At 74.5% G+C, this 18,180-nt stretch carries 14 protein-coding genes; 10 read left to right on the forward strand and 4 right to left on the reverse strand.

The window, feature by feature from the left end:
• Nucleotides 1–230 precede the first annotated feature (230 nt).
• Nucleotides 231–2,075, reverse strand: coding sequence for a hypothetical protein (locus AB7F12_RS23855; protein WP_428502198.1), 1,845 nt, complete (start codon nucleotides 2,073–2,075; stop codon nucleotides 231–233).
• Between the two features lie 496 nt (nucleotides 2,076–2,571).
• Between AB7F12_RS23855 and AB7F12_RS23860 the strand changes: the two genes are divergently transcribed.
• Complete coding sequence (locus AB7F12_RS23860; protein ID WP_428502199.1) at nucleotides 2,572–3,732, forward strand: serine hydrolase domain-containing protein; 1,161 nt, start codon at nucleotides 2,572–2,574, stop codon at nucleotides 3,730–3,732.
• Here the strand turns inward: AB7F12_RS23860 and AB7F12_RS23865 are convergent.
• Nucleotides 3,718–4,338, reverse strand: coding sequence for an L-threonylcarbamoyladenylate synthase (locus AB7F12_RS23865; RefSeq protein ID WP_428502201.1), 621 nt, complete (start codon nucleotides 4,336–4,338; stop codon nucleotides 3,718–3,720). The two genes, AB7F12_RS23860 and AB7F12_RS23865, sit on opposite strands and share 15 nt — an antisense overlap.
• Before the next feature lie 144 nt (nucleotides 4,339–4,482).
• Here AB7F12_RS23865 and AB7F12_RS23870 point away from each other — a divergent pair, with 144 nt between their 5' ends.
• From AB7F12_RS23870 to AB7F12_RS23910, 9 genes are all read left to right on the forward strand, one after another.
• A complete protein-coding gene (locus tag AB7F12_RS23870; protein ID WP_428502202.1) occupies nucleotides 4,483–6,702 on the forward strand; it encodes an FUSC family protein in 2,220 nt (739 codons plus the stop codon).
• Nucleotides 6,703–6,795: 93 nt separating this feature from the next.
• Nucleotides 6,796–7,800, forward strand: a complete 1,005-nt coding sequence (locus tag AB7F12_RS23875) for a helix-turn-helix transcriptional regulator (protein WP_428502203.1) — start codon at nucleotides 6,796–6,798, stop codon at nucleotides 7,798–7,800.
• Nucleotides 7,797–8,210, forward strand: a complete 414-nt coding sequence (locus AB7F12_RS23880; RefSeq protein WP_428502204.1) for a YchJ family protein — start codon at nucleotides 7,797–7,799, stop codon at nucleotides 8,208–8,210. The genes AB7F12_RS23875 and AB7F12_RS23880 overlap by 4 nt, the downstream gene beginning before the upstream one ends.
• A gap of 195 nt (nucleotides 8,211–8,405) precedes the next feature.
• Nucleotides 8,406–10,274, forward strand: a complete 1,869-nt coding sequence (locus AB7F12_RS23885) for an ABC transporter ATP-binding protein (RefSeq protein WP_428502206.1) — start codon at nucleotides 8,406–8,408, stop codon at nucleotides 10,272–10,274.
• Complete coding sequence (locus AB7F12_RS23890; RefSeq protein WP_428516866.1) at nucleotides 10,271–12,088, forward strand: ABC transporter ATP-binding protein; 1,818 nt, start codon at nucleotides 10,271–10,273, stop codon at nucleotides 12,086–12,088. Before AB7F12_RS23885 ends, AB7F12_RS23890 begins: the two co-directional genes overlap by 4 nt.
• A 63-nt stretch (nucleotides 12,089–12,151) precedes the next feature.
• The gene (locus AB7F12_RS23895) at nucleotides 12,152–12,847 is read left to right on the forward strand and encodes a FadR/GntR family transcriptional regulator (protein WP_428501092.1); all 696 of its coding nucleotides are present in this window, start codon (nucleotides 12,152–12,154) and stop codon (nucleotides 12,845–12,847) included.
• Complete coding sequence (locus tag AB7F12_RS23900; RefSeq protein WP_428501091.1) at nucleotides 12,844–14,082, forward strand: CynX/NimT family MFS transporter; 1,239 nt, start codon at nucleotides 12,844–12,846, stop codon at nucleotides 14,080–14,082. Before AB7F12_RS23895 ends, AB7F12_RS23900 begins: the two co-directional genes overlap by 4 nt.
• Before the next feature lie 151 nt (nucleotides 14,083–14,233).
• On the forward strand, nucleotides 14,234–16,483 hold the full coding sequence (gene treS / locus AB7F12_RS23905) for a maltose alpha-D-glucosyltransferase (protein ID WP_428501090.1): 2,250 nt from the start codon (nucleotides 14,234–14,236) through the stop codon (nucleotides 16,481–16,483).
• Nucleotides 16,483–16,887, forward strand: a complete 405-nt coding sequence (locus AB7F12_RS23910) for a nitroreductase/quinone reductase family protein (protein WP_428501089.1) — start codon at nucleotides 16,483–16,485, stop codon at nucleotides 16,885–16,887. The genes treS and AB7F12_RS23910 overlap by 1 nt, the downstream gene beginning before the upstream one ends.
• Nucleotides 16,888–16,944: 57 nt before the next feature.
• Here the strand turns inward: AB7F12_RS23910 and AB7F12_RS23915 are convergent, their stop codons facing one another.
• Both AB7F12_RS23915 and AB7F12_RS23920 read right to left on the reverse strand, forming a co-directional pair.
• Entirely contained in the window at nucleotides 16,945–17,490 is a 546-nt protein-coding gene (locus AB7F12_RS23915; RefSeq protein ID WP_428501088.1) for a carboxymuconolactone decarboxylase family protein, read from the reverse strand.
• Between the two features lies 1 nt (nucleotide 17,491).
• Nucleotides 17,492–18,046: a peroxiredoxin gene (locus tag AB7F12_RS23920; RefSeq protein ID WP_428501087.1), complete on the reverse strand. Its 555-nt coding sequence runs from the start codon at nucleotides 18,044–18,046 to the stop codon at nucleotides 17,492–17,494.
• Between the last annotated feature and the right edge of the window lie 134 nt (nucleotides 18,047–18,180).

The following is an 18,180-nucleotide window of genomic DNA, read 5'->3' on the forward strand; positions in this document are numbered from 1 at the left end:
TCGCTCGCCGCCGCACCGACGTCATCTACGCCATGCTCCGCGACCGGCGCCCCTACGCACCACCGAGCGTCCCGACGCTGCCACCAGTGGCCGCAGCCGCTTGACAACCCCATAGAGACACCCCCCGGAACCGGGACGTGCACGCACCATGCCCGACCGGCGACCGCCGCAGCCACGCGGCACGCGCACGCCGGTCGAGACCTCACCGCGCTCGCCGGAACGGGGACGGGTCAGTCCTCGGTGTCGTCCTCGCCGCCCGCGCGATGCCGGCCCTCCTGCAGGCCGCGCTGGTAGCTGCTCAGCCGGCTGCGCACGCGGTCGGGCACCCGCTCGACGCGGGCGCCCACACCGACACCGCCGTCGAGAGTCTCGTTGCGCGGCGGCGGCACCACCTGCCGGCCGGGGCGGCGCTGCGGGAGGCCGCTGGCGGTCGTGGGGAGCTCCTCGGACTCGGTGGCGAGCCGGGCGGCGGCGCCCCAGCCCCCGTCGTCGCCCCAGTCGGTGGCGGAGCGGTGGGCACCGGTGTCGGCGTCGGTACGGAACCAGGCCGACGCCATCTCCTCGTAGATCGGGCTCCACGCGTCGGCGGACAGCGATCGCGGGTCGAGTGGCCCGAACAGGGCGGCGTCACCCTCGGTCGGCGTGGCGACGGCTGCACTGGCTGCGGCGAACAGGGGCGTCTCCTCGATCCGGATCGGGGGCACCTCCGCATCGCCCGGTGCAGGGCCGGACCCGGTGCCGTTGCGCGCGCCGAACGCACCGTAGGCGGCGATCGACCGCGTGTCGGACTCGTTGAACCGTTGTCCCGCACCGACGGTGGTGGTCGGCGACTCGGGGAACGCGCCGCTCGGCGCCTCGTCGAAGACGATCTCCCCGGCGGGCTCGTCGGCTCCGGGCCCGGACGCTGCAACGGGCGCGAAGGACCCGGAGGCCGGTGACGGCGGCACGGCACCGAAGGCCCCGGTGCCGAAGGCGTCGGGCTGCTCGCCGGGAGCGACCAGCACGTCGGGCGGGCACTGGACGGCGGCGACGAGCGCGAGCCCCGGTGCCGGGGGGTGCGCCGCGTCGATCCGGACCCCGACGCGCAGCCCGACCCGGCGGGCCAGCCGCGCCGCAGCGAACAGGCCGATCCGGTCGGCCGCGATCATGCCCTCGGGGGCGGGGTCGTCGAGCCGGTACTGCAGCTCGTCGACGTCCTCACCGCGCAGGGCGACCCCGGCGACGAGGACCTCGACGGCCAGTCCACCGTCGTGGGTCCAGTGGCTGACGAGGTCGATCCGGGCGCCGGGCGCGGTGGTGGCCCCGGTGTGGGCGAGCAGCTCGGCGAGGACGGCGCCGAGGCCGTCGGCGGGGGCGGGGGCGACGAGTGCCGCGGCGAGCGGGGAGACGACGACCCGCGGGGCGTCCTCCACCCCGGACAGCACCTCGTCGACGAGGTCGGCGAGCGGGACGGGCCCGCCTGCGCGGCGGACGGGTTCGGCCCCGGCGAGGGTGAGGACGGTGTCGCTGTCGCGGCGGGTGCGTCGGGCGACGGCGGCGAGCTCGGCGAGGTCGGCCAGCGGGCCGGGGCGGTTCTCGTTGGCGCGGAGGCGCTCGGCGAGGGCGGCCTGGCGCGCGGCCTGGGCCCGCAGCCGGCGGATGACGCCGAGCAGCACCACGTCGACCGCGGCGCCCGGGGGCACGACGGGCATCGGCGCGGACGGGGGCTCCCCCGCCGCGGCCCAGCCGCCGGACGACTCGCTGTTCCAGCCACCCCAGGCGCCCGAGGACGACGGGCCCTGCGGCGGGTACGGGTACCCGGTGGGGGGCGTGGGCCGTGGGGCGTGGCCGGCGTAGGGGTCGGCGAACGACCCGGCGTCGCTGTACGTCCTGGTCTGCGGGAACGGCTCCGACCCGGTGGGGCTCTGCGGCTCCCACCCACCGGAGTGCTCGTGTGCGTCTGCGGGGGCGTCGGCGTGGTCGGCCGGTCGGCTCGGCCACGCGCCGGTCCCGTGGCCCTGACCGGGCCGGGCCGCCACGTCCCCCCAGAGATCGGTCGAACCGCCCAGCGGCTCACCCTGCCCTGAGTCTCGCACCTCGCGTTCCCTCCGAACGGCTTGCGATCGCCGCCCCGCCCCGGCCCACGTGGGAACCGGGACGCTGGTGCCGACGGGGGAGCTGCGATCCGGCGTCGTGAACGATGAAGGCTACCCCGCCGCGCAATGCAGGACGGGGCAGCGACGCGAAATCAAGGATCCGCGCGGCGACACGCCGACGGGGTTCTTGCCAACGGCAGCACGAGGAGATCCACCAGCCGCGGTCCGCCGCGACGACCGGTCGGCGACGAGAACGGCCTCCTCGACCACCCACCTGCTGCCGACGCCCACCCGGGCCGGGCGGGCGGGGCAGGGCGGGCCGGGGCCGACCGCCGAGCGTGACGGTCACCGCCGGTGGCGGCCGGACGTGCCACCGCGCCTGTGTCGCCGCGCCGGTGTCGCCGTCGGCGTGCTGTTGCCGACGGATCCGCGGCGCACCGATGAGTCGCGGGGCCCGGCGGCGTCGTAGGGGTGACGCCCCGCACGAGGAGGACCCATGACCACACCGGCCACCACACCGGCCGCCCTGCACACCCGCATGGCCGCGTACGTCGCCGAGGGTGTCGCGCCCGGCCTGGTCATCGCCCTCGCCCGGGACGGGCGGGTCGAGGTGGAGGCGATCGGGAGCACCGCGTTCGAGGGGGAGCCCGGCCGCCGTCCGATGGGCGCGGACACGCTGTTCCGGATCACGTCGATGACCAAGCCGGTGGTGGCGGTGGCCGCGCTGATGCTCGTCGAGGAGGGCACGCTGCAGCTCGACGAGGCCGTCGACGACCTGCTTCCCGAGCTCGCCGACCGGCGGGTCCTCACCGACCCGGCCGGCGCTCTCGACGACACCGTCCCCGCGGCGCGGCCGATCACCGTCGAGGACCTGCTCAGCTACCGGGCCGGGGTCGGCTTCGATCTCGATGTCGGTTTCCCCGCCGGCCCGTACTTCGCCGCCGCCGCCGAGCTGGGGCTGGCGATCGGCCCACCGGTGCCCGCGTCGCCGTGGTCGGCCGACGAGTGGCTGCGCCGCCTCGGCACCCTGCCGCTGCTGGCGCAGCCGGGAGCGCGCTGGCTCTACGACACCCCGGCCGACGTCCTCGGCGTCCTCGTCGCCCGGGCGGCGGGCGCGCCGCTGCCCGACGTGCTGGAGCACCTCGTCTTCCGGCCGCTGGGCATGCGCGACACCGCGTTCCACGTCGCCGGGGCCGACGCCGGCCGGCTCGCGGTCTGCTATGCCGACGGCCCGGCCGGCGGGCCGGTGCGCTTCGACGACGGCGGGCAGTGGACCCGGCCACCCGCGTTCCCGGCGGGCAGCTGCGGGCTGCTCTCGACGGCGGGCGACTACGCCCGGTTCGCGACGGCCCTCGCCGCGGGTGACCTGCTCGCGCCGACGACGGTCGCCCGTATGGGAGCCGACCGGCTGACCGCCGCGCAGCACGGGTCGCCGCTGCTGGGTGACCGTGGCTGGGGTCTCGGCGTGGCCGTGGACCCGGCGGGCCGCTACGGCTGGGACGGCGGGTTCGGCACCTGCTGGTTCACCGACCCGGCCACCGGCGGGGTCGCGGTCCTGATGACCCAGCGGATGTTCTGCGAGCCGTCGATGCGGTTGACCGACGACTTCCGCGACGGCGCCCTCGCGCTGTTCGGCGCGTCGCTACTCGAACAGTGAGGTGTCGCCCGCTCCGCGGCGGACGATCTCCGGCTCGGGACCGGAGAAGTCGATGACGGTCGTCGGCTCGGTGCCGCACTCCCCCGAGTCGACGACGGCGTCGACCTGGTTGTCGAGGCGTTCCTTGATCTCCCAGCCCTGGGTGAGCGGCTCGGGCTCGTCGGGGAGCAGCAGCGACGAGCTGAGCAGCGGCTCGCCCAGTTCGTCGAGGAGCGCGCGGACGACGGTGTGCTCCGGGATGCGGACGCCGACCGTCTTCTTCTTGGGGTGCAGCAGCCGGCGCGGGACCTCGCGGGTGGCGGGCAGGATGAACGTGTAGCTGCCCGGGGTCGCGGCCTTGAGCGTCCGGAACAGGCTGTTGGACACCGTGACGAACATCCCGAGCTGCGCGAAGTCGCGGCACACCAGCGTGAAGTGGTGCTTGTCGTCCAGGTGGCGGATCTCGCGGATGCGGGCGATCCCCTCGGCGTTGCCGAGGCGGCAGCCGAGCGCGAACAGCGAGTCGGTGGGGTAGGCGATCAGCCCGTCGTCGCGGACCAGGTCGACGATCTGCCCGATCGCACGTCGTTGCGGGTCGACGGGGTGGACGTCGAAGTACCGTGCCATGGCGCCGCAGCCTATGCCCACCGGGGCGCGGGGAGCTGCGCGGTCCGGGCAGGGCTGCGCGGGCCGTGGCGGTCGGTGGTCCCGTCGCGTGCGAAGCTTCTGGGCGTGCCGTCGGGGGCGAGGTTGCGGGAGCTCCGCTCGGAGGTGCGGACCACCCTGACCGGTGTCGACCCGGGTCTGGGCAGGTTGCGGATGGCGGCGACGGCGACGGCCGCGATGGTGCTGGCCGCCCTGGTGATGGCCGTGGTCCGCGCGGTGACCGGCCAGCCGGTCACGGTGCTGCTGTTCGCGGCGGTCGTCGCGATGGTCGCCAACCTGTCGGTGAACGAGCCCGACCTCCCGGCGCGCCGGCTGACCACGGCGCTGATGCTGCTGCCCGCCGCGGCCGCCATCACGGCGGGGACGCTGCTGGCGCCGACGCCGGTACTCGCCGACGTCGTGTTCGTCCTGGTGATGGGTGGTGCGGTGTGGGTGCGCCGGTTCGGGCCGCGGGGTTTCGCCCTCGGCATGGGCGCGTTCATGCCGTACTTCTTCACGCAGTTCCTGCAGGCGAGCGTCGCGGAGCTGCCGTGGCTGCTGCTGGCCGCGGTCGTCGGGATCGGGTCGACGTTGCTGCTGCGCGGGTGGCTGTTCGCGGAGCGGCCCGAGCGGGTGCTGGAACGCCTGGTGCGGGCGTTCCGGGCGCGGGTGCACGCGGTGGTGGAGGCGGTCGGCGAGGTGCTGGCCGGGGGGCCGGGGGTGGGCGAGTCGGACCTGGCGGCGGTGCGCCGCGCCCGGGTGCGGCTCAACGACACGGCCCTGCAGGTCGTCGACCAGCTCGAACATCTCGACCGGGACTCCCCTTCCCCCGGTGATCTTCCGTTGCGTGTCGTCGACACCGAGCTGGCGACGGAGCGGCTGGCGATCGCGACGCGCCGGCTGGTCCAGCAGGACCCACCGCCGGACCGGCTCGTGCTGCGCACGCTCGCCGCGGGTGTGCGGGGGCTGAGCCGGGCGACGGCGACCCCCACCCCGCCCGACCGGGTCTCCGCGCTGCTCGGCGGGGCGCGGCGCAGCGTCGAGACGCTGGCGGCCGACACCGACGGGGCCTCGGAGCGGGAGCAGCGCGTGGCGTTCGCGATCACGCGCCTCGCCGAGGCGCTCGGTCAGGCGAGGGAGTCCCGGGCGGCCGCGGCCACCGCGGCGGCGGACGGGGGTGCACCGGCGGCGGACTCCGCGGAGGTCGAGGACGGCGCCGACGGCGAGCTCGAGCTGACGACGCGGCAGGCCGTGCAGGTGCTCGTGGCCACCAGCCTCGCGATCGTGGGTGGTGAGCTGATCTCGCCGTCGCGCTGGTACTGGGCGGTCATCGCGGCGTTCATCGTGTTCGCCGGGACGGCGAGCCGGGGCGACGTCCTCAACCGCGGAGCGCAGCGCGTCGTCGGCACGATCGGCGGGGTGATCGCCGGGATGGGGCTCGCCGCGCTCGTCGGCGAGCAGCGGCTGGTCGCGCTCGTCCTGCTCTTCGCGTGCGTGTTCCTCGCGCTCTACCTGGTGCGGATCTCGCAGGCGCTCATGGCGTTCTGGATCACGACGGTCCTCGCCCTGCTCTACGGGTTGATCGGGCAGTTCTCGGCGGAGACGCTGCTGGTGCGGATCGAGGAGACGGCCGTCGGTGCGGCGATGGGCATGCTCGCGGGCTACCTGGTGCTGCCGAAACGCACCCGGGAGGCGTTCGGGGAGGCCCTCGACGCAGCCGTCGACGCCTCCGACGCCGCGCTCGCCGCCGCCGTCGACCGGCTCACCGGGCACGAGCCGTCGACGACTCCGGTCGAGCTGGCCCGGGATCTCGACGAGTCGCTGGCGACGTTGCGGGCGCGGGTGAAGCCGCTGGGGAACCCGTTGGCGCGCCGGCGGGGCCGCTCCGGCTACGAGCGCGCGCTGCGGGTGCTGACGGCGGTGGACCACTACGTGCGTGATCTCGCGAGGACGTCGGACTCCGTCGTGGACCCGGACTGGGAGCCGACGTTGCGCCCGGCCGCCGACCGGGTCCGGGCGAACCTCGACGGCCTGCGTGACCATCTGCTCGCGGGCATTCCGCACGGGCGCGGTGCCGCGGTGGGTGCGGCGCCCGCCGCGAGCAGTGTCACCGGGAGCATCCCCCGGATCGACACCGTGGAGCCGCCCACGGAGATCGCCTCGGCCGAGGTTCTCGTCGACGCCGCCGAGGCCCACGCGGCCCGTTGCCCCGACCCGCGTCGTCGTGGGGAGCTGCTCGCCGCCGTGCGCTACCTGCGGCGGATCGACCAGGCGGTCGTGGGGCTGGCGGTCGACCTGGGCGCAGCTGCCGACCCCGCGGAGCACGGGGCTCCCACGCCTCGTTGACCGCGCGCCGCGCCGACCGCGACAGCGGTCGCGCAGGGGGCCGCCGCCCGTTGCGGCCAGGATCCGGCCACAAGGTCTGGCAGGCTCGCAGCCATGGACCCGACGGCCCGCATCCTGCGGCTGCTCTCCCTGCTGCAGACCTACCGGCACTGGTCGGGCGACGAGCTCTCCAACCGGTTGGAGGTCAGCCCGCGGACGCTGCGCCGCGACGTGGAACGCCTGCGGGAGCTGGGCTATCCCGTGGAGACGAGCCGGGGCACCTACGGCGGCTACCAGCTGGCGGCGGGGACGCAGATCCCGCCGCTGCTGCTCGACGACGAGGAGGCCGTCGCGATCGCGGTGGGGCTGCGCACGGCGGCGAACGGGGCGGTGTCGGGCATCGAGGAGACGTCGGTGCGGGCACTGGCCAAGCTGCAGCAGGTGCTGCCGACCCGGTTGCGCCGCAGGGTCGAAGCGCTCGCGGTGGCGACGGAGACGGTGTCGGGCTACAGCGAGGTGGTCGACCCCGACGTCCTGCTGACGATTGCGCAGGCCTGCCGGGGGTCGGAGCAGCTGCGCTTCCACTACACCGCCAACGACGGGTCGGAGACCTCCCGGCTGGTGGAGCCGCACCGGCTGGTGTCGCGGTACCGGCGCTGGTACTTCGTGGCGTGGGACGTCGACCGCGGCGGCTGGCGGACCTTCCGCGCCGACCGGGTGACCCGCCCGTTCGCCAACGGGGTCCGCGTCCCGCCGCGGGAGCTTCCGGCCGAGGACGCGGCGAGCTTCGTCAACGCGGCGCTGCGGTCGCGGCCGCAGCCGTTCACGGCGGTGCTGCGGTTGCGCGGGACGGTCGAGGAACTGCGCGAACGGGTGCCGCGGTGGATGGGTGAGCTGACGGTGGACGCGGACGGCAGCTGCGTGCTCGAGGCGGGTGCGGACAACCTGGAGTGGCTCGCGCTGAGCCTGGTCCGGCTCGATGCCGAGGCGGAGCTGGTCGAGGGTTCCGACGAGCTGGTCGCGGAGCTGACCCGTCTGCGGACCGGCGCGGAGCAGCTCGTCCGGCGGTGCGGCGGGACTGTTCGTGGCCGCCCGGGACCTGCCACGATGATCGGGTGAGTGGATCGTCGACGTCGCCGGGTCGGGATGCGGGGCGGACGTGTCCGTGCGGCCTGCCGGAGCCCTACGACGACTGTTGCGGCCGGTTCCATGCCGGTGCGGCCGCTCCGTCGACCGCGGAGCTGTTGATGCGCTCGCGGTACTCCGCGTTCGCGGTGGGCGACGTCGGCTACCTGCGCCGCACGTGGCATCCGCGGACCCGGCCGCGGCGGCTGACGCTCGAACCGGACCAGGTGTGGACGCGGCTGGAGGTCCACACGCGCAGCGGGGGCGTCCTGTTCAACACCCAGGGGATCGTCGAGTTCAGCGCGCACTACACCCGTCGCGGGCGGCCGGGGGTGCTGCACGAGCACAGCCGGTTCGTCCGCGAGGACGGGGTGTGGCTGTACTTCGACGGGACCGAGGACTGACCGTGGGCCCGCAGGGTGGGCCTGCGCAGGGTGGCCGCCGTGACGGGCGGCGGCGGGATCGGGCCGACGCCGCCGCGGCGCCCGTCGGCGGGGTGGCCCGGGTGATCGACGGCGGGTCGACGGTGTCCTGAGCCTCCCGTTCGTGCGCCCCCGACCGGGTCGCTGTCGACGGTGCGCCGTCCTAGCCTTCGTCGTGTGACGACGTTGGGGGGAACGCGCACGGTCGTCGGCAGCCACAACGCCGACCCCGGGCGGCGGGCGTCGGGCCGCGAGGTGCTGCGGCTGCTGGCGGCGACGAGCCGGCCGTTGGCGTGGGCGACGGGGGTGTGGGCGGTCGCGACGGCGGTGGCACCGGCGGCCGTCGTCGTCGCTCTCGGGGTGGTGGTCGGCGGGGTCCCGGCGGCCGCGCAGCAGGGGCTGGGCTCGCCCGAGGGGCAGCGGCTGGTCGTGGCGCTGGTGGTCGCCGCGGCGTTGTACGCGTTCTCGCTGGTGCTCGACCCCGTCGGCAGCGCGATCGGCATCGCCGTGCGCACCCGCATCACCGGGGCGCTGCAGGGCAGGCTGCTGCGCGCGGTGTCGCAGCCGGTCGGGGTCGGTCATCTCGAGGACGGTGACGTGCTCGACCGGCTGGCCCGCGCGGAGGGCCGGCTCACCGGCATGTTCCCCGGCGACGCGCCCGTGACCTGGGCGGGTTCGGTGGCGACGCAGGCGTCGGGGTGGCTGGCGTGCGGCGTGGTCGCCGTCTACGAGTGGTGGCTCGGGCTCGCGTTGCTGGTCATGTGGGTGGTGGTGCGCCGGTTGATGCTGCGGCAGGTGATCGTGCTGGCCACCGAGCACCGGGGGCAGACGACGGCGATGCGCCGCGCCGGGTACTTCGCCGCGCTCGGCACCCGGGCGCAGGCGGCCAAGGAGATCCGCGTGTTCGGACTCGACGGGTTCGTCGCCGACCGCTACGTCGGCGAGTACTCCACGGCGATCGACTCGGCGCTGGGCGGGATGCGGCGGCTGCACCGGCGGGCGCTGGGCTGCCTGGTCGTGGTCGCCGCGGGCCTGGTCGGAGCGCTGCTGGTGATCGGTGCCGATGCCCACGAGCGCGGGATCGACCTCGCCGTGATCGCGACACTGCTGCCGATGCTCGCGGTCACGATGTCGGCGGGCTCGGTGACGTTCGACGACATGACCGTGGCCTGGACGATGTCGGGGCTGCCCGACGTCGAGGGCCTCGAACGCGAGCTCGGCCGCGAGGCCGCGCCGCAGGGCGGGGCGCGCGACCCCGCCGGGCTGCCGCGGTCGGAGATCCGGTTCGACGACGTGGTGTTCCGCTACCCCGGCCGGTCCGACGACGTCCTCGCCGGCGTCGACCTGCGGCTGGTGGCGGGGACGTCGACGGCGGTGGTCGGCGTGAACGGCGCGGGGAAGACGACGCTGGTCGGGCTGCTCTCGCGGCTGCGCGACCCCGTCCGCGGCCGGGTGCTCGTCGACGGCACCGACGCCCGCGAGCTCGACCCGGCCCGCTGGCAGCGCCAGGTGGCGGTGGTGTCGCAGGAGCCGGTCCAGTACCCGGTGTCGGCCTTCGACAACGTCGCCTACGGCGCGTGGGAGCACCGCGACGACGTCGCGGGGGTGCACGCCGCGGCGGTGCAGGCGGGGTTCGGCGCGGTCGTCGACACCCTGCCCGAGGGCTGGGACACGGTCCTGACCCCGGAGCTGCCCGGCGGCGTCGGTCTCTCGGGCGGGCAGTGGCAGCGGCTCGCGCTGGCCAGGGCGTTGTTCGCGACGCGTCACGGCGCCCGGGTGCTGGTCCTCGACGAGCCGACCGCGGCCCTGGACGTGCGCGGGGAGGCCGAGTTCTACGCCCGGTTCCTCGACATCACGGCCGGGCTGACGACCGTCGTCATCTCCCACCGCTTCTCGACGGTCCGCCGGGCCGACACGATCTGCGTCCTCGACGGCGGCCGGATCTCCGAGCGCGGCACCCACGACGAGCTGGTCGCCCGGGGCGGCACGTACGCGCGGATGTACGAGGTGCAGGCCGCCCGGTTCCGCGAGCGGCCCGCCAGGTGAGGGCTCTCCCCGCGCCCGGCGATCCCGTCCCCCGTCGTGCGGTCCGGCTGTTGCGGCTCATGGTGTTCGACGGGTTCCGCGCCGCACCCGGCCTGATGACGGCGGTGACCGCGCTGCTGGTCATCGGCGGGGTCGCGGCCACGTGCTACCCGCTGGGGTTCCGCATCCTGCTCGACGGCGCGCTGGCCGGCGACACCGGCGAGCTGGTGTGGGGCGCGGTGTTCGTCGGCGGGCTGATCGCGTTGTCGTGGGTGCTGCAGGCGATCGGGGCGACGGAGGCGATGGCGCTGACCGACCGGGTCAGCATCTTCCACACCGCGCGGCTGGTGCGTCTGGTCAGCGGCACGGCAGGGGTCGGGCACCTGGAACGGCCCGAGTACCTGTCGGAGATCGAGCAGATCAGTGCGCGGCGGCGGCTGCTCGCGGGGGCGCCGCGCCAGCTGATGGGCAGTATCGCGTCGGTGGCGCGGATCGTGGCGCTGCTCGTGCTGCTGGCCTCGGTGTCGCCGTGGCTGCTGCTGCTCCCGGTGGCGGCGGTCCCGCCGTTGCTGGCCGACCGCTGGGCCAAGAAGATCATTCGCGGCAACGAGGACGCGGTGGCGCACGACCAGCGCCGCGCCGCGCTGCTGTTCTCGCTGGCGACCACGACCGGGTCCGCGGCCGAGCTGCGCTCCTACGGGCTGGCCGACCACGTCGCCGCTGAGCACGCCCGGCTCTCGGCGGCCGTCGACAGGCGCACCGGCGGCGAGGCGCTCAAGGTGCTCGCGGTCCAGGGCACCGGCTGGACGATCTACGCCGTGGGGCTGATGGCGGCGATCGCGTTCGCCGTGGTCGAGACCACCCACGGCGTCCTGTCCCCCGGCGCGCTGCTGATGGCGGTGACGCTGATCCGCCGCTCCCGTGCCCAGCTCGCGACGGCCGCCGTCCGTTCCGGGGCGCTGCTGAACACCCTGACCATCGCGGACCGGATGTTCTGGCTGGAGGACCATGCTGCCGCCGACGCCGCGGCCCGCGGCGACGCCCCGGCCCCCGGGGAGCTGCGCGAGGGGATCCGGCTGCGCGACGTGTCGTTCACCTATCCCGGTGCCGAGGCGCCCGTGCTCGACGGGCTCGACCTGACGCTGCCTGCGGGGTCGACCGTGGCGATCGTCGGCGAGAACGGTGCGGGCAAGACGACGCTGGTCAAGCTGCTGCTCGGGATGTACACGCCCGACTCCGGCAGCGTCGAGGTCGACGGGACGCCGTTGCGCGGCATCGACCCCGCCGCGTGGCGGGCCCGGTCGACCGCGGCGTTCCAGGACTTCGCGCGGCTGCACCTGCCCGTCCGGGAGACGGTCGGCGTCGGTGACCTGCCGCGGCTCGACGACACCGCCGCGGTCACGGGCGCGCTCGACCGGGCGGGCGCGACCACCGTCGCGGACACGCTGCCGGACGGGCTGGACACCGTCGTCGGAACCAGCTGGACGGGCGGGCACGGGCTCTCGGGCGGGCAGTGGCAGAAGCTCGCGCTCGGGCGGGCGATGATGCGTGACGACCCGCTGCTCGTCGTCCTGGACGAGCCGACGGCGAACCTCGACGCCCCCACCGAGCACGCCCTGTTCGAGCGGTACGCGAGCGCGGCCCGGCGCGGCGCGGAGCTGACGGGCGCGGTCACGGTGCTGGTCTCGCACCGGTTCTCGACGGTGCGGATGGCCGATCTGGTGGTCGTGCTGGAGGACGGCCGGGTCCGCGAGCGGGGCACGCACGAGCAGCTCGTCGCCGCGGGCGGCCGGTACGCGGAGCTGTACGAGCTGCAGGCCGCCGCGTACCGGTGACGGGCGGGGACCTGCGTCACGAACGGCCCGGACCGGTAAACATGGGATGTTAGGTTCATCGGCATGACTCTGGACGCGGGGCTGACCACGGTCCGGACCGGTCGGGCGTGTGACGCGGTGATCGCCCAGCTCGAGCAGCGCATCCTCGACGGGACCTGGCCGCTGAACACCCGCATCCCCACCGAGCCCGAGCTCACCGCCGCCCTCGGCGTCGGCCGCAACACCGTGCGCGAGGCCGTCCGCGCCCTCGAGCACGCCGGGCTCCTCGAACCCCGCCGCGGCGACGGCACCTACGTGCGCGCCACCAGCGCCCTCGGCGCCGCCGTCTACCGCCGGGCCCGCCAGACCGACCTGCTCCACGTCCTCGACGTGCGCGCCGGCCTCGAACGCATCGCCGCCGACACGGCCGCCCGCAACCGCACCGCCGCCGACGCCGAGCGGGTCGCCGGGGCCGCCCGCGACCGCCGCGCCGCGTGCGACGTCGGCGATCCCGACGCGTTCGTCGCCGCCGACCTCGCGTTCCACCGCGCGGTCGTCGCCGCCACCGGCAACCCGGTGCTCGCCGACCTCTACGACGGGCTGACCGAGGCCGTCGAACGGTCCGTCGCCGAGATCGACAGGCTCTACGACGACCGCGCCGACTTCCCGGGCCACGACGAACTGGCCGCGGCCATCGTCGCGGGCGACCCGGGCGCCGCCGTCGCCGCCGCCGACACCTACCTCGACGCCGCCCGCGCCGTCGTCGGGCGCAGACCGTGACCGCCGCCGAGACCGGCGCGGGCGTCGGTGCGGCCCCGGACCGGGCGCCGCGCCGCCCCGGGATGGGCGTCACCGGCTGGACGACCGCGGCGATCGTGCTCGTCGCTCTCAACCTGCGCCCGGCCGTCGTGGGCGTCGGGCCGCTGCTCACCGAGATCCGCACCGACCAGGCCCTGTCGGCCACCGCGGGCGGCATCCTCACCGCGCTGCCGGTGCTGTGCTTCGGCATGCTCGCCCCGATCGCGCCGCGGATGGCGCGGCGGATCGGTATCGAGCGGGCGTTGCTGGCGGTGCTGGTCCTGCTCGTGGCCGGCTGCCTGATCCGCATCGTCCCCACGGTGTGGGCCCTCTACGCGGGCACGGTGGTCATCGGCACCGCGATCGCGTCCGGCAACGTGCTGCTGCCCGCCCTCATCAAGCGCGACTTCGCCCATCGCACCGGGCTGATGACCGCCGTGTACTCCGCGGCGCTGTCCTTCGGCGGCGCCCTCGGTGCAGCCGTGACCGTCCCGCTGGCCGACGCGGCCGGGCTCGGCTGGCGCCTCGCGCTCGGGGCGTGGACGCTCTGGGCGGTACTGGGCGTCCTGGTCTGGCTGCCGCAGCTGCGCCGGGTGGCCCGCCCGGCCGTGCCCGGCACCCGCGTACGCGGACTGGCCCGGCAGGCGCTCGCGTGGCAGGTCACGATCTACATGGGCCTGCAGTCGCTCGGCTTCTACGCGGCGTCGGCCTGGTTCGCGGCGATCTTCGTCGACCGCGGCTGGTCGCCGACCGCAGCGGGTGCGCTGGTGTCGGCCGTGAGCGTCGTCGGCCTCCTCGGCAGCTTCAGCGCACCCGTCATCGCGACCCGCAGCCGCGACCAGCGCGGACTGTCGCTGATCGTGACGCTCGTCGGTGCAGCCGGGATCGCACTGGTCCTGGTGCCGGGCTTCGAGATCGTCGCGTCGGTCGTCACCGGGATCAGCTTCGGCGCCGCACTGGCGCTGGCACTGACCTACGTGAGCCTGCGCAGCCCCGACGCCGCCCACGCGGCACAGCTGTCGGGCATGTCGCAGTGCGTCGGCTACATGCTCGCGGCGGCCGGGCCGTTCGCCGTCGGCGTCCTGCACGACCTCACCCACGGCTGGACCGTGCCGATCCTCGTCCTGCTCGCCCTCTACATCCCGCAGGGCCTGTGCGGCTGGCTCGCGGGCCGTGACCGGGAGCTCACCCCGACCGGGGTCGAGGCCGCCGCCTGACCGTCGCCCCGGCGCCGTCACCCGACCGTTCGGCGACGGCGAAACGCGGTCCGCCCGATCCACGGATCTCCGCTCGCCCCGGTACCTTGCACCCCTGCGGCGGGCCCGGTGCGGCGGCCCGCCGGGCGCGGCGATCTTCGGAGTTCCCCTGATGTCAGACGAGCAGTCCCACGAGCACGAGCGCAGCGAGATCACCTACGCCGAGCACTACCATCCGGCCCGCCCGCGCAGCCTGCGCCACCGGGCCCGCGTCAAGTCCCCGGTCCCCCGCCGCTCCGTCACCCAGGACGGCGAGCCGACCGGCACCAACCCCGCCTACGTGTCGTGGCTGCTGTCGCAGTCGATGCTGGCCGACGCCAACGAGATCTCCCGCCAGTTCTCCGGCTCGGGGACCATGTGGCAGAACCCCTTCGCCAACCCGGGGCCGCGGCAGGCCGTCGAGACGGCGTCGGTGTGGTTCACCGCCTACCCGCTGTCGCTGATCACCCGGCCCGACGAGTCGTTCCTCGCCGCGCTGGCCGACGAGAACCTGTGGAAGGCGTTCTCCGACATCGGGATCGAGGGCGTCCACACGGGGCCGGTGAAGCGCGCGGGCGGCATCCGCGGCTGGCACACCACCCCCAGCGTCGACGGCCACTTCGACCGGATGGCCACCGAGATCGACCCCGCCTTCGGCACCGAGGCCGAGTTCCGGGCCATGTGCGGCATGGCCACCTGGCACGGCGGCACGATCATCGACGACATCGTCCCCGGCCACACCGGCAAGGGCGCGGACTTCCGGCTCGCCGAGATGAAGTACGGCGACTACCCCGGCATCTACCACATGGTGGAGATCGAGCCCGAGGACTGGAACCTGCTGCCCGACGTGCCCCCGGGCCGCGACTCGGCGAACCTCGACGTCCCCACCGAGGAGCAGCTGGAGAAGGCCGGCTACATCATCGGTCGGCTGCAGCGGGTCATCTTCTTCGCCGAGGGCGTCAAGGAGACCAACTGGAGCGTCACCGCGCCGGTCGTCGGTGTCGACGGCATCGAGCGGCGCTGGGTCTACCTGCACTACTTCAAGGACGGGCAGCCCTCGATCAACTGGCTCGACCCCTCCTTCGCGGGGATGCGCCTGGTCATCGGCGACGCGCTGCACTCACTGGCCGACCTGGGCTCCGGCGCGCTGCGCCTGGACGCCAACGGGTTCCTCGGCGTCGAGAAGTCGACGGAGGGCTCACCCGCCTGGTCGGAGGGGCACCCGCTGTCGCAGGCGGCGAACCACCTGATCGGCAGCATGGTCCGCAAGCTGGGCGGGTTCACCTTCCAGGAGCTCAACCTCACGATCGACGACATCAAGCAGACGTCGGAGGCCGGGGCCGACCTGTCCTACGACTTCGTCAACCGGCCCGCCTACCACCACGCCCTGGCCACCGGCGACAGCGAGTTCCTGCGGCTGACGCTGCGCACCTCGCTGGCGCTGGGGGTCGACCCGGCCGGGCTCGTGCACGCCATGCAGAACCACGACGAGCTCACCTACGAGCTGCTGCACTGGTCGACCGGGCACCGCGACGACCTCTACCCGTTCCGCGGCGCACCCACCCGGGGCGAGGACATCGCCGAGGCCGTCCGCGCCGACCTCGTCGCCGCCCTCACCGGCCCGGACCACCCCTACAACCTGATCTTCACGACGAACGGCATCGCCTGCACGACGACGTCGGCGATCGCGGCGATCCTCGGGGTGCCCGCGATCGACGACGTCGACGACGCGGTGCGGGCCCGGATCACGCGCGCCCACCTGCTGCTCGCGATGTTCAACGCGCTGCAGCCCGGCGTGTTCGCGCTCTCGGGCTGGGACCTGTGCGGCATCCTCACGCTGGCGCCGTCGCAGGTCTCCACGCTGCTCGACCACGGGGACACCCGCTGGATCAACCGCGGCGCGCACGACCTCATGGGCGCCGACCCGGCCGCCACCCGCAGTACCGCGGGGATGCCGCGCGGCCGTTCGCTCTACGGCACGCTGCCCGAGCAGCTCGCCGACGAGACCAGCTTCGCCCGCCAGCTGCAGGCCATTCTCGCCGTGCGCAGCCGCTACGCCATCGCGACGAGCGAGCAGATCGACGTCCCCGACGTCTCCCACCGCGGCATGCTGGTGATGGTGCACCGGCTCGCCGGTTCCGACACCCTGCAGCCGGGGGCGCTGCACGTGAGCGTGCTGAACTTCGCCAACGAGCACGTGTCGGCGACCGTGCGGTCCGAGCACCTCGTCCCCGGCGCGGTCGTCAGCGACATGTTCACCGACCGCGAGGTCGGCGTCGTCGACGACCTGCTGGGCTTCACGATCGACCTCGAGCCGCACCAGGGGCACTCGCTGCTGGTCACCGCGCCCACGGTCGACGACCCCGCGGAGGGCGACACCTGATGGACATCGCGGCGATCAACCGGCGTGTGATCGAGCAGTTCCGCGCCGGCGCGGAGATCGAGGGGATGCACCGCGAGGCGCTGCTGCTGCTGACGACGACGGGCCGGCGCTCGGGGCGCAGCCACACCTCGCCGATGATGTTCCACCGCGACGGCGACCGGCTGCTGGTCATCGCCTCGAACATGGGGGCGCCGCACGACCCCGACTGGTACGCCAACCTCGTGGCCGACCCGGACGTCACCGTCGAGGTCGGCGACGAGACCTACGACGCCCGCGCGGCCACGCTCACCGGCGAGGACCGCGCCCGCACCTGGGCCGCGCTGAAGCAGACCTACCCGTTCTTCGCCGACCACGAGACACAGACGACCCGCGAGATCCCGGTCGTCGAGCTCACCCGGCGCTGACGCGGTGGGGGGCGATGGTCGCGGTCGCGGCCATCGCCCCCCACGACGGTCGTCGGGTCAGCCGGCGAGCGCGTCCGCGAGGGCCCGGTCGGCGGCCTCGGTGACCGCGGCCGCGTTGACGACCGCGGCGATCCGCACGGCATCCAGCACGACCTCACGGTCGGCGCCCTGCTCGCGCAGCAGCCGCCCGTGCGACTCCACGCACACCTCGCACCCGGCGACGGCGGCCGCGGCGAGCGACCAGAACTCGAAGTCCGCCTTGTCGACGCCGTGGTTGGCCATGGCCTGCATCCGCAGCTTCGCCGGCACGGTCGTGTACTCGGCATCACCGAGCATGTGCCGGCCGCGGTAGTACACCGTCGTCATCGCCATGATCGACGCCGCGGCCCGCGCCGCGGTGAAGCCCTTCTCGTCGAGGTGCGCCCGGGCGTCCTCGGCGAGCTCGCGCAGCACGACCTCGTTGCGGGACATGATCGCGCACGCCAGGACCGCACCCCACAGCCGCTGCGCGGGCAGCCGCGAGTTGCCGATCACCGAGCCCAGGTTGAGCCGGATGTCCTTCGCGTGGTCGGGCAGCGCGGCGCGCAGCGCGTCGAGCGACATCTCAGACCCCGACCGGCAGCGCGCCGGCGTCGAGCGTGCGCTCGCCCCTGTTCCAGTTGCAGGGGCACAGCTCGTCGGTCTGCAGTGCGTCGAGGACCCGCAGGACCTCGTCGACGTTGCGGCCCACCGAGCCGGCCGTGACCATCGAGAACTGGATCTCGCCGTCCGGGTCGACCAGGTAGGTCGCGCGCTGGGCCACGCCCTCGGAGGTGAGGACGCCGAGCGCCGACGACAGGGTCCGGCCGGTGTCGGCCAGCATCGGGTACGGCAGGTCGGTCAGGTCTGGGTGGTCCCGGCGCCACGCGTGGTGGACGAACTCGTTGTCGACCGAGAAGCCCAGCACCTGCGCGTCGCGGTCGGCGAACTCGGCGTTGAGCCGGCCGAACGCCGCGATCTCGGTGGGGCACACGAAGGTGAAGTCCTTCGGCCAGGAGAACACGACGAGCCAGCGGCCCGGGTAGGACGCCTGGGTGATGGTGGAGAACGCGGTGTCGGGGTCGAGCGACACACACGCGGTGAGCGAGAACTCGGGGAACTGATCTCCGACGGTGAGCACGGGCAGACTTCTCCTTGGAACAATGATCCAGACACGTGCCGCCGGGCGGCGCGATCACGCAGCCACGGGCGGATACGGGTACCGGCCCCGAATGGGCGGGCCCTCCGGGTCGTCGACGTCGTCGGTGTCGTCGT

Source organism: Pseudonocardia sp. (genome assembly GCF_050250275.1).
Taxonomy (GTDB): domain Bacteria; phylum Actinomycetota; class Actinomycetes; order Mycobacteriales; family Pseudonocardiaceae; genus Pseudonocardia.